Origin of the sequence: Ensifer sp. (genome assembly GCF_031989085.1) — a bacterium.
In the GTDB taxonomy this organism is placed as follows: Bacteria; Pseudomonadota; Alphaproteobacteria; order Rhizobiales; family Rhizobiaceae; genus Ensifer.
Genome location: NZ_DALZXU010000001.1, coordinates 1,254,529 through 1,268,592 on the forward strand (window position 1 = coordinate 1,254,529; position 14,064 = coordinate 1,268,592).

The window sequence follows — 14,064 nt, forward strand, 5'->3', positions numbered from 1 at the left end:
GCCGGGCCGCCCTATCTTGCCGCCATGCTTCATGATTCTGCCCATGTGCCGAAACCATCGCTCACCGAAATCCTTTTCGGTCTGTTCCTGCGGCTGGTGTCTGCCTCGTGCTTCTGGTTCGCGCTGAACTATTGGGCGATGCTGATCGGCTTTTCCCATGGCGGTGCCGGACGCTTCGATTTGTTGACGCCGGAGTGGCGGGCGGCTGCGACAGCGCTTGCCGTCGTCTACCCCGTTGCCGCGCTCGGGCTGTGGCTGCTGGTGTCCTGGGGGCCGGTGGTCTGGGTGGTTGCGGCGGCGATCGAAATCGCCATGTACGAGTTCTATCCCGTCAGTTTCGGCAGCCGCCCGCTGCTGGTAATCCTGCATGTTGCGGTCGCGGTGACGTTCGTGCTTTTCCGGGCTGCACTCTTCTATCAGCGCATCCGGCAGGCAAGACAGGTAAGAGTTGATTCACCGTGAGACAGGCTCGCCGAATGGTAAGCTCATGTTAAGGCTGCGGTTTAAGTAGAATTTTAGACGTATTCGTTAGGTTCTCACTCAAGGCGGGAAAACAAACATACACCGCCAAACAAAACAGTGAGGCAGTCAAATGAACACGAAAATGAAGCCGCAGGCGGCCCAGCCCAGAGACCCCCAGGAAGAAACTGTCCGTGGTCTCTACATGGAATCCCTTCACCTCGTCGAGCGTCTGCACCGCCGTCTGCTCGACGTCATCAAGGACGAGTTCGACCGTCAGGGTCGCGACGACGTCAACGCAGTACAGGCCCTGTTGCTGTTCAACATCGGCACCTCCGAGCTGACCGCCGGCGAGCTTCGCTCCCGCGGTTACTACCTCGGCTCGAACGTCTCCTACAACGTCAAGAAGCTGGTCGATCTCGGTCTCATCAACCATCAGCGCTCGCGTGTCGACCGTCGCTCGGTCCGCATCAGCCTGACCGAAGACGGCCAGGAAATTGCCGAAACGGTTGCCAAGCTCTATGAGCGCCACGTCGGCTCGATCCAGAAGGTCGGCGGCATCGGTTCGGACGAGTTCACCCAGATGAACAAGCTGCTGCAGCGCCTTGATCGCTTCTGGAACGATAGCATCATGTATCGCCTGTAGGCGAAATCGGATACCTCCAGTTCAAGGGCCGGACGCAATCCCTGCGTGTCCGGCCCTTGCCGTTTCGCGACAGATGCATTCGTGCCGCAGGGGCGCACTCGGTTCAAGCAAGAGGCGTGCCACATGCCTCAAGCGAGCCGCCGAGACACGAATTGGCCATATTGATGTGACAGCGACGAGGACATGCGGTAGGTGCGGCCACGTCCGTTGATTGACGTGGATTCGTTTTGCGTATGCCTGCCGGAAGAGGGCTCTCGCTCGCGGTTTCGTGAAATCAAGTGAGGGCAGGGTGGCTCGTTGGTTGACCTTTGTTAACCACGATCGTGTTAGGGATCCGGCAACATGCGTGCCTGCGCATAAGGCGCGTGCCAACGCATTGGGATGGTAGGAATATGTCGAAAAAGAATGGAATTGATGCATTCTCGCGCCGTGCATTTCTGCGCTCGGCCGCAACCTTCGGCGCCGTCGCCTGGGCTGGCGCCGCAGGCGCACAGGACGCCCTGAGCGAGATCATCAATTCGCCACGCCGCGGATCCTGGGATGACCAGTACGACGCCAAGGCGTCGCGCACGGCAACGACAGTCGTTTCCAACACACCGGTTTTCGGTCCGGAAACGATCAACCACGTGCAGCAGGCCATTTTCGACTATCAGAACATCGTCTCATCGGGCGGTTGGCCGATGGTGGCAACCAGCGCCAAGCTCGAGCTTGGCGTCACCGACCCGTCGGTACAGCAGCTTCGCCAGCGCCTGATGGTATCGGGCGATCTGCCCCGTTCGGCCGGCATCTCGCAGCAGTTCGATTCCTATGTCGACGGCGCGGTCAAGCGGTTCCAGGCTCGCCACGGCCTGCCGGCAGATGGCGTCATCGGCGAGTATACGCTGAAGGCCATCAACGTCCCGGCGACCACTCGCCTTGGGCAGTTGCAGACCAACCTCGTGCGCCTGCAGTCGATGTCCGGTGATCTCGGCCGCCGCTACGTGATGGTCAACATTCCGGCCGCCTATATCGAGGCTGTGGAGAACGGCCGGGTGGCGCTGCGCCACACCGCCATCGTCGGCAAGATCGACCGTCAGTCGCCCATTCTCAACTCGAAGATCTACGAGGTTATCCTCAACCCGTATTGGACCGCGCCACGCTCGATCATCCAGAAGGATATCATGCCGCTGATGCGCAAGGACCCGACCTATCTGAAGCGCAACGCCATCCGCCTGTTCGACGGCAACGGCGGCGAAGTGTCTCCCGAGACGGTCGACTGGAATGCCGAGAAGGCACCGAACCTGATGTTCCGTCAGGACCCGGGCAAGATCAACGCGATGTCGTCGACGAAGATCAACTTCCACAACGAGCATCAGGTCTACATGCACGACACGCCCCAGCAGGGCCTGTTCAACAAGCTGATGCGTTTCGAATCGTCGGGCTGTGTGCGCGTCCAGAACGTTCGCGACCTGTCGAGCTGGCTGTTGAAGGAAACCCCCGGCTGGTCGCGCCAGCAGATGGAAGCGACGATCAAGACCGGCGTCAACACGCCGATCAAGCTGGCTGAAGAGGTTCCCGTCTTCTTCACCTACATCACCGCCTGGTCGGCGACGGACGGTGTCGTCCAGTTCCGCGACGACATCTATCAGCGCGACGGCGCGACCGAACTGGCTCTGCAGACCCCTTATGGGGTGGAGCAATCGGCCGGCTCGGTCGAATCGGACGCCTTGCCGCAATAAGCAAAGTCGCACCGTTAATCTCGAAAAGCCGCGCATCCCCTTGGAGCGCGGCTTTTTCGTTGGTTCGGGGCCGCGACTGATAGGCGCGGCAGATGGGGGAAATGACGCAAACCGCACAGCGGATATTGCTCTCGCCGTGCGAGGAAGCTAAAGAACTGCCACCTTTCAGAGGAGCCTCGCGCCGATGCTTGCACAGAACAATGACGCCTTCTTCACCCGTTCTCTGGCCGACAGCGATCCGGAGATCTTCGGCTCGATCGAAAAGGAGCTGGGTCGTCAGCGCCACGAGATCGAACTGATCGCCTCCGAGAACATCGTGTCGCGCGCCGTGCTCGAGGCTCAGGGCTCGATCATGACCAACAAGTATGCCGAGGGCTATCCGGGCAAGCGCTATTACGGCGGCTGCCAGTTCGTCGATATCGCCGAGGAATTGGCAATCGAACGCGCCAAGAAGCTCTTCGGCGCCAAGTTCGTCAACGTGCAGCCGAACTCAGGCTCGCAGATGAACCAGGCCGTCTTCCTCGCGCTCCTGCAGCCGGGCGATACCTTCATGGGCCTCGACCTCAATTCGGGCGGTCACCTGACGCACGGTTCGCCGGTCAACATGTCCGGCAAGTGGTTCAACGTGGTTTCCTACGGCGTTCGCGAAAGCGATCATCTGCTCGACATGGATGATGTCGCCGAGAAGGCACGCCAGCACAAGCCGAAGCTGATCATCGCCGGCGGCACCGCCTATTCCCGTATCTGGGACTGGAAGCGCTTCCGCGAGATCGCCGATGAAGTCGGCGCCTACCTGATGGTCGACATGGCGCACATCGCCGGCCTCGTTGCCGGTGACCAGCATCCGTCGCCGGTCCCGCATTGCCACGTCGCCACGACGACGACGCACAAGTCGTTGCGCGGCCCGCGCGGCGGCATGATCCTCACCAACGACGAGGATATCGCCAAGAAGATCAACTCGGCCGTCTTCCCGGGCCTGCAGGGCGGCCCGCTGATGCACGTCATCGCCGCCAAGGCAGTCGCGCTCGGTGAGGCCTTGCAGCCCTCGTTCAAGGACTATGCTGCCCAGGTCGTCAAGAACGCCCGTACCCTTGCAGAAACGCTCAAGGCCAACGGCCTCGATATCGTTTCCGGTGGCACCGACAACCATCTGATGCTGGTCGACCTGCGCAAGAAGAACGCCACCGGCAAGCGCGCCGAGGCGGCTCTCGGCCGCGCCTACGTCACCTGCAACAAGAACGGTATCCCTTTCGATCCGGAAAAGCCGTTCGTCACCTCGGGTGTTCGTCTCGGCACGCCAGCCGGCACGACCCGTGGCTTCAAGGAAGCCGAGTTCAAGGAAATCGGTGAACTGATCGTCGAAGTGCTCGACGGCCTCAAGGTCGCCAATTCCGACGAAGGCAACTCCGCCGTCGAAGCGGGCGTGCGCGAGAAGGTGATGAAGCTCACCGGTCGCTTCCCGATGTACGGCTACATGTGATCGGCTCATCATGCGCTGCCCCTATTGCGGTTCCGAAGACAGCCAGGTGAAGGACAGCCGTCCGGCAGAGGACGGCAACGCCATTCGCCGTCGCCGTATCTGCCCGGATTGCGGCGGTCGCTTCACGACCTTCGAGCGGGTGCAGCTGCGTGAGCTGATGATCATCAAGAAGACCGGTCGGAAGGTGCCTTTCGACCGGGACAAGCTTTTGCGGTCCTTCGAGATCGCGCTCAGAAAGCGTCCTGTCGACCGCGACCGCATCGAGCGGGCGGTCTCCGGCATCGTGCGTCGGCTCGAAAGTTCCGGTGAGACCGAGATCCCCTCGGAAGAGATCGGTCTGCAGGTGCTGGAAGCGCTGAAGAGCCTCGACGACGTTGCTTTCGTGCGCTACGCGTCGGTCTACCGGGATTTCTCCCACGCCGAAGACTTCGAAAAGGTCATCGCCGAGATCAGCGCCAAGATTGCGCGCGACCCCGGCGAATAGGAAAGCGCACCGGACGCCATGGCCAATCCCACCCGTGAGGACGAGAGGTTCATGGCGGCGGCCCTGCGGCTGGCGCGCCAACATCTCGGCCAGACATCCACAAATCCCTCCGTCGCCTGCCTGATCGTAAAGGATGGCGTCGTGGTCGGCCGGGCCGTTACTGCCCGGAGCGGCCGTCCGCATGCCGAGACCCAGGCGCTCGTCGAAGCGGGCGAGCGGGCGCGCGGCGCGACAGCCTATGTCACCCTCGAGCCGTGCTCGCATCACGGCAAGACCCCGCCTTGCGCCGACGCCCTCGTTGCGTCGGGCGTTGACCGAGTCGTGATCTCGATCCTCGACCCGGATGAGCGTGTCGCCGGCCGCGGCGTGGTGCGCCTGCGCGATGCCGGCATCACGGTCGATATCGGCGTTCTGCCGGAGGAGGGGCATCGAGCCCTCGAAGCCTATCTCATGCGTCAGGTCAAAAAACGCCCGCATGTCACCCTCAAGCTTGCCATATCCGCCGATGGCATGATCGGCCGGAAGGGTGCCGGACAGGTCCGTATCACCGGGTCCATTGCGCGGGCACAGGTTCAGGTTCTGCGGGCACAGACAGATGCGATCCTCGTCGGCATCGGCACGGCGACCGCGGACGATCCGGAATTGACGGTGCGCCTGCCTGGTCTTGAAGATCGCTCCCCCGTCCGCATCGTTCTCGATCGGCGACTGGACCTTTCGCCTGGTTCCAAGCTCGTGCGGTCGGCGCGCGCGGTTCCCTTGATTGTCGTGTCCGCCGAGCCGGCGCCGCAATCGGAACTGGAGGACGGCGACCACGTTCTCCGCCGCGCCGCGCTCGAGGCCGAAGGCGTCGAGATTCTGGAAACCGGCACCGTGACGGATCTGCTGTCGGCCCTCGGCTCGCGCGGCATCTCTTCGCTGCTTGTGGAAGGTGGCGCCGTCGCCGCCCGTGCTTTCCTCGATGCCGGGCTTGTCGATCGCATCCAGATCTACACCGGCCCGCAAAGCATTGGCGAAAACGGCATCGCATCCCCATTTGATCGAAGGTCGGTGCCGTCAGGCTTCACGCTCGTCAATTCCGCGCGATACGGCGACGACCTTTTCGAAGAATACGAAAGAGAGAACTGATGTTCACAGGCATTGTCACAGATATCGGGACCGTAGATGCCGTCACGCCTTTGAAGGAAGGCGTGAAGCTGCGCGTCGCCACCAGCTTTGATCCGAAGACCATCGACATGGGAGCGTCGATCGCCCATTCCGGCGTCTGCCTCACGGTGACGGCCTTGCCGGATGGCGGCAGCAATGAACGCTGGTTCGAAGTCGAGGCCTGGGAAGAGGCGCTGCGGCTGACGACCATCGCCGGCTGGAAAAAGGGTACGCGCATCAATCTCGAGCGCTCGCTGAAGATCGGCGACGAGCTCGGCGGCCACCTCGTTTCCGGCCATATCGATGATAGGGCAGAGATCCTCGCGGTCGAGCCTGAGGGAGACGCGGTGCGGTTTCGCCTGCGTGCGCCGGCGCAGCTTGCAAGGTTCGTCGCGCCGAAGGGATCCGTCGCGCTCGACGGCACGTCGCTGACCGTCAACAAGGTGGACGGCGCCGAGTTCGACGTTCTGCTGATCCGTCACTCCCTGGAGGTAACGACCTGGGGCGAGCGCAAGGCGGGTGACTTCGTCAACTTCGAGGTCGACACGATGGCGCGCTATGCCGCGCGCCTCGCCGAGTTTCCGGCGCCGAAGGCCGAGTAACGCATCAATTCACCACGGTCCTGAAAGCGAACCGCCCCCGATCGGGGGGCGGCGGCATTTTCGCTATGCGCGACTTATGGTCAGCGCAGGTAGAACGTCAGGCTGCCGTCGGCGGCCTGTTCGGCGCCGGCGATGTTGTTCATCTCGACATTCTCGGACCGCAGCTTTTCAGCGAGTGGCTTGTTGGCACCGACTGCTGCATGCAGCGCCGAGAGCTGTTGCGGTGTGGCTTCATTGATCCAGGTACGGGTCTGGCTGGTTTCCTTCAGCGTATCGACGTTGACGACGTTGAAGTTGTCACCTTTGAAATCGCGTACCGTGCGGTCGATCTGGGCAGGCCAGTTCATTTCGGTGCCGGCGGCGTGGGAGACGCCGCCAAACGTCAGGGCGGACAGGGCAGCGATGACGGAAAGCTTGGCAATGCGGTTCATGGTCATGCTCCTTAAAGTTGTGGCGACGCGCGGCTCGGCAGCCTGAGACCCGAACGCGGGACCCTTCACGGGCAATCGGGGGCCATGTCCGAAACGTGGTCGCAGCGGCCGGCCGACACCGTTTGCGGGTGATGTCACCCGCAGCGGAATAGGCCGGTCTGTTTCGACTTGCTGGGCGGCGTTTCCCGTGGGGATCAGGGGTTCGCGTCGTGCCAACGCCTAGGAAATTGGGCGGGAATCTGGCCGTTTCCGTGGCATAATGCGCTGGAAAACAATTAAAAATTGTTCATGTTTCAAAGCGCTCGTGGACCTTTGCGCTGCCCGCTTGGGTAGTGTTTTTCCTCTGTCGCTCGAACATGATCACATGCGTGCCGTGGTAGGTCGTGCGCCAGAATTCCTTGAAACCCTGCTTTTCCGCCACCCGGATGGAAGCGTTGTTGCCGACATCGATGATGCAGGTCTTTCGCAGCTTGGGAAACTGCCGGTCGGCCCAGCTGAGCGCCGCGGTCACTGCCTCGGTCGCCAGCCCCTGGCCGTGCGCCTTCGGCGAGAGCGCCCAACCGGTCTCCATCGTGCCTTCGAGCGACGGCGTGATCAGCCGATGCACGTCGTGAAAGCCGGCTTCACCGAGAAAGACGCCGGTCGTCCGATCCTGAATGGCGAAGAAACCGAAGCCGAAATAATGCCACATGCCGACCTGGCGGAGGAAACGTGTCCAGGATTGCTCGCGCGTGTAGGGAACGCCACCGACGAAACGTGTGACCTCGGCATCGGCGAAAAGAGCGGCGTAGGATGTGAAGTCGTCACGTCGATAGGGGCGCAGGACCAGACGTTCGGTCTCGATGATGGGAACACTGTGCATGTTTTATCCACTGCTATGGGTTTGGAAGGTGGGATGATCAGATGCCGGGCTCGCCGTCCCAGTAGTCGACGGCACTTTCGGGCCTGCCGGTGAACTGGAACTGGCGTTCGCCGGCAGCCGTACGCGTCCTGACGTGGAACTTTCCGGAATCGGGATATTCGCAGATCTCGGTGGCGGCCATCGTCGAGATCGAGAGATATTTAAGCGGCACGGTTCCCGTGTTGATCAGATGATGCGCCGTCTCCGGTCCACCGGCGGGCGCGCCCAGAACGTCGCCCGGCCCGACGGCGTAGCGCTCCGTTCCGAACCGGTAGGTGCCTTCACCCTCGATGATGATGAACATTTCCTCCTCCACATGGTGGTTGTGGAAGGGGCAGCCGGATTTGCCCGGCGGAACCTCGCCGTAGCCGATCCCGAGGTCCTTCAGGCCAAGCAGCTTTCCGAAAGAAACGTCGCGGGACTGAAAGAACGTGCCTTCGGACCATTCGTCGAGAACAAGATCCCTCGGATTGACGATGGGTTTTTTGATATCCGCCATTTTTTCCTCCCTGGCGTTGTCGTCGTCGCACGCGGCGACCTCTCCAGGTCATCCGTGTCGAGCGTTTGACTGTCCGTCAATTCCCCTTTGTTCAGGTGTCCGGAGGCGGGTTTCCATTCCTGCGGGAGGTGCCGCAGTTCCGTTGCGGGCAGGCGCGTGACGCAATACGGCCGTCAGGCAGCGACATGGGCGCCTCGCGCAAGGAGGACGGCATTGCGAACGTCGTGGAGATCGCCGGCAATGCCGGTGCAAAGGTCCCGAACGTCTTCCGTTGCCGCAAGCAGATCCGGCACCATCACCGTCATCATGCCCGCCGAGGAGGCCGAGCGAACGCCATTGTGGCTATCCTCCAGCGCCAGGCAGTGCGCGGGCGACACGCCGAGCCGACTGGCCGCCGTCAGGAACGGTTCGGGATGCGGCTTGCCCTGCTGATAATCGCCGTGGGCAACCACGACGGGGAAACGCTTGAGCAAGCCATGGAGGGCGAGATTTCGCTCGACGTCGTGATGGCCGGACGACGTGGCGATCGCAAAGGGGACGCTGAGGTCTTCGAGCGTGCCGAGGATTTCCACCACTCCGGGCTTCAGCCTGAGGTCGGTCGTCGCAAGGTGATGAAAGCGTTCGCTTGCCAACTGCCAGAACTGGTCGAGATCGAGATCCGGGCCGAAATGCCGGCCGAGGACATGCCGGGTCGCATCGCCGGAAAGGCCGATCGTCGAGAGATAGAGCGACGAAGGCATGTGCCTGTCCAGCGACTGCGCGGTCGCCAGCATCGCGTCGCGATAGAGTGCCTCCGTATCGAACAGCAGGCCGTCCATGTCGAAAACGACGGCTTGAGGCATGCGCGGCAGGCGAATAGATATCGACGGATCGACATCATGCATGTGGAACTACCTTCGCTCGACTTCCATTATTCTGGCAGGCGTTCTCTCCGCCAGGCGTCATGCCGGGATTATTGCCATTGTCGGTTACGCCTGGCTACCCCTTCAAGCGTGACACAAGCGTGCCATGCCTTCGGGAGCGGACAGGGCAGTGCGGCGGCATGGCGTGGCAAAAGGGCGCCAAAAGCGGAATTTGCTTGCCATTCGGCGCCGGTCATGGTTTGACCGCCGCCTCAGCCGGTCGCACCGGCGCGAAAATCTCAAGACAGGTGATCCATGGCGAAGACCAAGGCTGCCCACATCCTGATTGTGGAAGCACGCTTCTATGATGATATGGCCGACGCATTGCTCGATGGCGCCAAACATGCGCTGGATGCAGCCGGCGCGACCTATGATATCGTAACGGTGCCCGGTGCCCTCGAAATCCCGCCGGCGATCGCCATGGCGCTCGATGGCGCCGATGAAGGTGGCACCACGTATGACGGCTTTGTCGCGCTTGGCATGGTCATTCGCGGCGAGACCTATCATTTCGATATCGTCGCGAACGAATCCTCGCGCGCGATCATGGACCTCGCCGTCAGCGAGAGCCTTGCCATCGGCAACGGCATCCTGACGGTTGAAAACGACGATCAGGCCTGGGCACGCGCCCGCCGTACGGAAGGCGACAAGGGTGGCTTTGCTGCACGCGCTACGCTGACCATGATTGAACTGAAAAAGAAATTGGGCACGGAACAGTGACGAACACCCCCTCGGACCAGCCTCTGAAGCAGGCCAACCAACGTGGCGCGGCGCGCCTTGCGGCCGTGCAGGCGCTCTACCAGATGGACATCGGCGGCACCGGCGTGCTCGAAGTCGTCGCCGAATACGAAATGCACCGCCTCGGCCAGGAACTGGACGGCGATACCTATCTGAAGGCTGACGCCTCCTGGTTCCGCTCGATCGTTGCCGGTGTCGTGCGCGACCAGCGCAAGCTCGATCCGTTGATCGGCTCGGCGCTGCAGGACGACTGGGCGCTGTCGCGGCTCGATTCCACCGTTCGCGCCATCCTGCGCGCCGGCACATTCGAGATGCTCGAGCGCAAGGACGTACCTGTCGCCGTGATCGTCACCGAATATGTCGAGATCGCCAAGGCATTCTTCGGCGATGACGAGCCGAAGCTGGTCAATGCCGTTCTTGACCGGATCGCCCGGCAGGTTCGCGGCGAGACCAAGAAGTAGCGCCGCCATGGTTGCGGCTGCCGTCGATGACATGGGCTCGACCCTTCGCGAGGCCCGCCGCAACGTTTTCCTGCTGACGGCGGCCCAGGCGATCCTGGGTGTCGTCGGCCCGATCTGTTTTGCCGTCGGCGGTGTCGCCGGCTATCAACTGCTTGCAGATGACAAGTCGCTGGCGACTGCTCCGCTGACTGCCTACAATGTCGGCATGGCGCTCGGCGTCGTCCTCGTGGCAATCCTCTCGCGTCTGATCGGTCGGCGCTTTGCCTTCATGGTGGGGACCGGCATCGCCTCCGTCGGCGCCGCGATCGCCGCCGTTGCACTGTTTCGAGAGAGCTTCTGGCTCTTTGCCTTCGGCCTTTCCGTACTCGGTTCCTCCAACGGCTTTACGCAGAAGATCCGTTTTGCGGCTGCCGATGCCTCGCCATCCTTCTACAAGCCGAAGGCGATCTCCTGGATCTTGGGCGGCGGCATCGTGTCTGCGGTCCTCGGCCCGCAGATCGTCATTTTCGCCGGTGATTTCTTCGCGCCCGTCGCCTTCGTCGGTGCCTTCATCGCTCTGCTGCCGATCTGCCTCCTTGCGGCGGCTTTCTTTGCTCCGCTGCGCCTGCCGGAGCAGGGCGCAGCCGCAAGCGGGCGCGATCGGCACGCGACCCGACCGCTCGGCGAAATCGTCCGCAGCCAACGCTTCATTACCGGCATGGTCTGCGGCATCTCGAGCTACGCGCTGATGACGTTCATGATGACCGGTGCGCCGGTCGCCATGGTGGTCTTCTGCGGCTTTTCCACCGAGCTTGCCACGCTCGGCATCCAGTGGCACGTGCTGGCGATGTTCGCGCCGAGCTTCTTTACCGGTTGGCTGATCACCCGCTTCGGCGCCGAACGGATCGTCGCCTGTGGGCTGCTGTTGCTCATGGCATGTGCCGCCGTCGCGCATATGGGCCTGGAACTCTGGAACTTCTGGGGCGCGCTTGTGCTGCTCGGCCTCGGCTGGAACTTCGGTTTCATCGGCTCGACCGCCATCGTTGCCGGCAGCTACCGCCCCGAAGAAGCCGACAAGGTGCAGGCCTTCCACGACATCATCCTGTTTACCACCGTCGCGCTGTCGTCCTTCGCCTCTGGCAAGGTGCTGTCGGTCTATGGCTGGGATATGCTGAATGCCGTCGTCTGGCCGGTGACGTCGGTCTGCCTTCTCATGCTCTTCTTCCTGATGCGCTCTCGCCGCAAGGCGGCCGCCTGAGCCTCTGATTTTCCGCGAAAACTCCTGCTCTCGAATGGCCGCCGGTAGTCAGATTTCCGGGGCTTGACGATCTTTCGTTGCAACAGCACTCTGGCCGCACCGTGAGGGGTGCTGCTTGAGGAGGTGGTGCGTGATTCGCGGATTTGAGGGGCCTGCGGCCGGGAGTGAGTCCGCGGGTTGAAACGGAGGGTAATGCGAAATGACCATTTTGTTGGGCGTTATCGCATGCGGGTTGCTCGCGGTGGCTTATGCCATCTGGGCAACACAGTCGGTGCTTGCCGCCGACCAGGGGAACGCCCGCATGCAAGAAATCGCAGGCTACATTCGTGAGGGGGCGCAGGCCTATCTCACCCGTCAGTACAAGGCCATTGCCGTCGTCGGCGTCGTCGTTTTCATCGGCGCCTGGGTTCTTCTTTCTTCCGCAGCCGCTTTCGGCTTTCTCATTGGTGCTGTTCTTTCGGGCGCTGCCGGCTTCATCGGTATGCACGTTTCCGTGCGCGCCAACGTGCGCACCGCGCAGGCGGCCTCGGTCAGCCTCGCATCAGGCCTTGATATCGCGTTCAAGTCGGGCGCGATCACCGGCCTTCTCGTCGCCGGCCTCGCCTTGCTTGGCGTCTCGGTCTACTACCTCATCCTGACGGTGGGGCTCGGCCACGAGCCGGGTTCGCGTGAAGTGATCGACGCGCTGGTGGCGCTTGGCTTCGGCGCATCGCTGATCTCGATCTTTGCCCGTCTCGGCGGCGGCATCTTCACCAAGGGTGCGGATGTCGGCGGCGACCTGGTCGGCAAGGTGGAGGCCGGGATCCCGGAGGATGACCCGCGCAACCCCGCAACCATTGCAGACAACGTTGGCGACAACGTCGGCGACTGCGCCGGCATGGCGGCCGACCTGTTCGAGACCTATGCCGTCTCGGTCGTGGCAACCATGGTGCTGGCCGCGATCTTTTTTGCCGGCACGCCGGCGCTCTCGACCGTCATGGCCTATCCCCTGGCGATATGCGCGACCTGCATCATCACCTCGATCATCGGCACCTTCTTCGTCAAGCTCGGTGCAAACAACTCGATCATGGGCGCGCTCTATCGCGGTCTGATCGTCACCGGCGCGCTTTCGATCGTCGGTCTCGCCGTTGCCACGACGCTGACGATTGGCTGGGGCTCGATCGGCACGGTCGCGGGACGGGACATCACCGGCTGGAACCTGTTCCTGTGCGGTATTCTCGGTCTGGTGGTCACGGCGCTGATCGTGGTTATCACCGAATACTATACCGGCACCAACAAGCGGCCGGTGAACTCCATCGCGCAGGCATCGGTGACCGGTCACGGTACGAACGTGATCCAGGGCCTCGCGGTCTCGCTGGAATCGACCGCGCTGCCGGCGATCGTCATCGTTGGCGGCATCATTTCGACCTACCAGCTGGCGGGCCTGTTCGGCACCGGCATCGCGGTCACCGCGATGCTCGGCCTTGCCGGCATGATCGTGGCACTCGATGCTTTCGGCCCGGTGACGGACAACGCCGGCGGCATCGCGGAAATGTCGCATCTGCCGCCAGAAGTGCGCAAGTCGACTGACGCGCTCGATGCCGTCGGCAACACGACGAAGGCCGTGACCAAAGGCTATGCCATCGGTTCGGCCGGCCTGGGGGCGCTGGTTCTGTTTGCGGCCTACGCCAACGATCTCAGCTACTTCGCCGCAAACGGCGACAAGTACCCGTACTTCGCCGACGTCGGCCAGATCTCCTTCGATCTCTCGAACCCCTACGTCGTCGCCGGGCTGATTTTCGGCGGTCTCATCCCGTATCTCTTCGGCGGCATCGCGATGACAGCCGTCGGGCGCGCGGCAGGCTCTATCGTCGAGGAGGTGCGCCGCCAGTTCCGCGAAAAGCCGGGCATCATGGCAGGCACGGAAAAGCCTGACTATGGCCGCGCGGTCGACCTACTGACCAAGGCGGCGATCCGCGAAATGATCGTGCCGTCGCTGCTTCCGGTGCTTGCGCCGCTCGTCGTTTACTTCGGCGTGCTGCTGCTCTCGGGCTCCAAGGCTTCCGCCTTCGCGGCGCTGGGCGCGTCCTTGCTCGGCGTCATCGTCAATGGCCTGTTCGTGGCGATTTCGATGACCTCCGGCGGCGGTGCCTGGGATAACGCCAAGAAGAGCTTCGAGGACGGTTTTGTCGACAAGAACGGCACCCGGCACCTCAAGGGCTCCGAAGCGCACAAGGCATCGGTTACCGGTGATACCGTCGGCGATCCCTACAAGGATACGGCGGGTCCCGCGGTGAACCCCGCGATCAAGATCACCAATATCGTCGCGTTGCTGCTGCTCGCCGTTCTTGCTTGACGGTCGACTGAAACGAAAAAGCCCGCGGGAC

Annotated in this window: 15 protein-coding genes; 11 read left to right on the forward strand and 4 right to left on the reverse strand. The window is 62.4% G+C overall.

Going from position 1 to position 14,064, the window contains the following annotated elements:
* Window positions 1-24: 24 nt before the first annotated feature.
* The 7 genes from RTP54_RS06065 to RTP54_RS06095 all read left to right on the forward strand — a co-directional run bounded on the left by RTP54_RS06065 (window position 25) and on the right by RTP54_RS06095 (window position 6,532).
* Window positions 25-462, forward strand: a complete 438-nt coding sequence (locus RTP54_RS06065; protein ID WP_112809975.1) for a DUF6163 family protein — start codon at window positions 25-27, stop codon at window positions 460-462.
* 130 nt (window positions 463-592) lie between these two features.
* Window positions 593-1,105, forward strand: a complete 513-nt coding sequence (ldtR, locus tag RTP54_RS06070) for a transcriptional regulator LdtR (RefSeq protein ID WP_112809974.1) — start codon at window positions 593-595, stop codon at window positions 1,103-1,105.
* Window positions 1,106-1,497: 392 nt separating this feature from the next.
* Entirely contained in the window at window positions 1,498-2,823 is a 1,326-nt protein-coding gene (locus RTP54_RS06075; RefSeq protein WP_112809973.1) for a murein L,D-transpeptidase, read from the forward strand.
* Window positions 2,824-3,007: 184 nt separating this feature from the next.
* The gene (gene glyA, locus RTP54_RS06080) at window positions 3,008-4,303 is read left to right on the forward strand and encodes a serine hydroxymethyltransferase (RefSeq protein WP_112809972.1); all 1,296 of its coding nucleotides are present in this window, start codon (window positions 3,008-3,010) and stop codon (window positions 4,301-4,303) included.
* 10 nt (window positions 4,304-4,313) lie between these two features.
* The gene (gene nrdR / locus RTP54_RS06085) at window positions 4,314-4,787 is read left to right on the forward strand and encodes a transcriptional regulator NrdR (protein WP_003529310.1); all 474 of its coding nucleotides are present in this window, start codon (window positions 4,314-4,316) and stop codon (window positions 4,785-4,787) included.
* A gap of 18 nt (window positions 4,788-4,805) precedes the next feature.
* A complete protein-coding gene (gene ribD / locus RTP54_RS06090) occupies window positions 4,806-5,912 on the forward strand; it encodes a bifunctional diaminohydroxyphosphoribosylaminopyrimidine deaminase/5-amino-6-(5-phosphoribosylamino)uracil reductase RibD (RefSeq protein ID WP_312361562.1) in 1,107 nt (368 codons plus the stop codon).
* Window positions 5,912-6,532 carry a riboflavin synthase gene (locus RTP54_RS06095; RefSeq protein WP_112809970.1) on the forward strand — a complete coding sequence of 207 codons (621 nt, stop codon included), beginning with the start codon at window positions 5,912-5,914 and terminating at the stop codon, window positions 6,530-6,532. Before ribD ends, RTP54_RS06095 begins: the two co-directional genes overlap by 1 nt.
* Before the next feature lie 80 nt (window positions 6,533-6,612).
* Here the strand turns inward: RTP54_RS06095 and RTP54_RS06100 are convergent, their stop codons facing one another.
* The 4 genes from RTP54_RS06100 to RTP54_RS06115 all read right to left on the reverse strand — a co-directional run bounded on the left by RTP54_RS06100 (window position 6,613) and on the right by RTP54_RS06115 (window position 9,247).
* Window positions 6,613-6,963 (reverse strand): hypothetical protein, encoded by a 351-nt coding sequence (locus RTP54_RS06100; protein ID WP_112810085.1) that lies wholly within the window; start codon window positions 6,961-6,963, stop codon window positions 6,613-6,615.
* A 286-nt stretch (window positions 6,964-7,249) separates the two neighbouring features.
* Window positions 7,250-7,825: a GNAT family N-acetyltransferase gene (locus RTP54_RS06105; protein WP_312361563.1), complete on the reverse strand. Its 576-nt coding sequence runs from the start codon at window positions 7,823-7,825 to the stop codon at window positions 7,250-7,252.
* Between the two features lie 37 nt (window positions 7,826-7,862).
* Window positions 7,863-8,363, reverse strand: coding sequence for a cupin domain-containing protein (locus tag RTP54_RS06110; RefSeq protein ID WP_312361564.1), 501 nt, complete (start codon window positions 8,361-8,363; stop codon window positions 7,863-7,865).
* Between the two features lie 173 nt (window positions 8,364-8,536).
* Entirely contained in the window at window positions 8,537-9,247 is a 711-nt protein-coding gene (locus tag RTP54_RS06115; protein WP_312361566.1) for an HAD family phosphatase, read from the reverse strand.
* A gap of 273 nt (window positions 9,248-9,520) precedes the next feature.
* Between RTP54_RS06115 and ribH the strand changes: the two genes are divergently transcribed.
* The 4 genes from ribH to RTP54_RS06135 all read left to right on the forward strand — a co-directional run bounded on the left by ribH (window position 9,521) and on the right by RTP54_RS06135 (window position 14,033).
* Entirely contained in the window at window positions 9,521-9,982 is a 462-nt protein-coding gene (ribH, locus tag RTP54_RS06120) for a 6,7-dimethyl-8-ribityllumazine synthase (RefSeq protein WP_112809966.1), read from the forward strand.
* A complete protein-coding gene (gene nusB, locus RTP54_RS06125) occupies window positions 9,979-10,461 on the forward strand; it encodes a transcription antitermination factor NusB (protein ID WP_112809965.1) in 483 nt (160 codons plus the stop codon). The genes ribH and nusB overlap by 4 nt, the downstream gene beginning before the upstream one ends.
* Before the next feature lie 7 nt (window positions 10,462-10,468).
* Window positions 10,469-11,698: an MFS transporter gene (locus RTP54_RS06130; RefSeq protein WP_312361568.1), complete on the forward strand. Its 1,230-nt coding sequence runs from the start codon at window positions 10,469-10,471 to the stop codon at window positions 11,696-11,698.
* A gap of 199 nt (window positions 11,699-11,897) precedes the next feature.
* Window positions 11,898-14,033 (forward strand): sodium-translocating pyrophosphatase, encoded by a 2,136-nt coding sequence (locus RTP54_RS06135; RefSeq protein ID WP_112809964.1) that lies wholly within the window; start codon window positions 11,898-11,900, stop codon window positions 14,031-14,033.
* The last annotated feature ends 31 nt before the right edge of the window (window positions 14,034-14,064 follow it).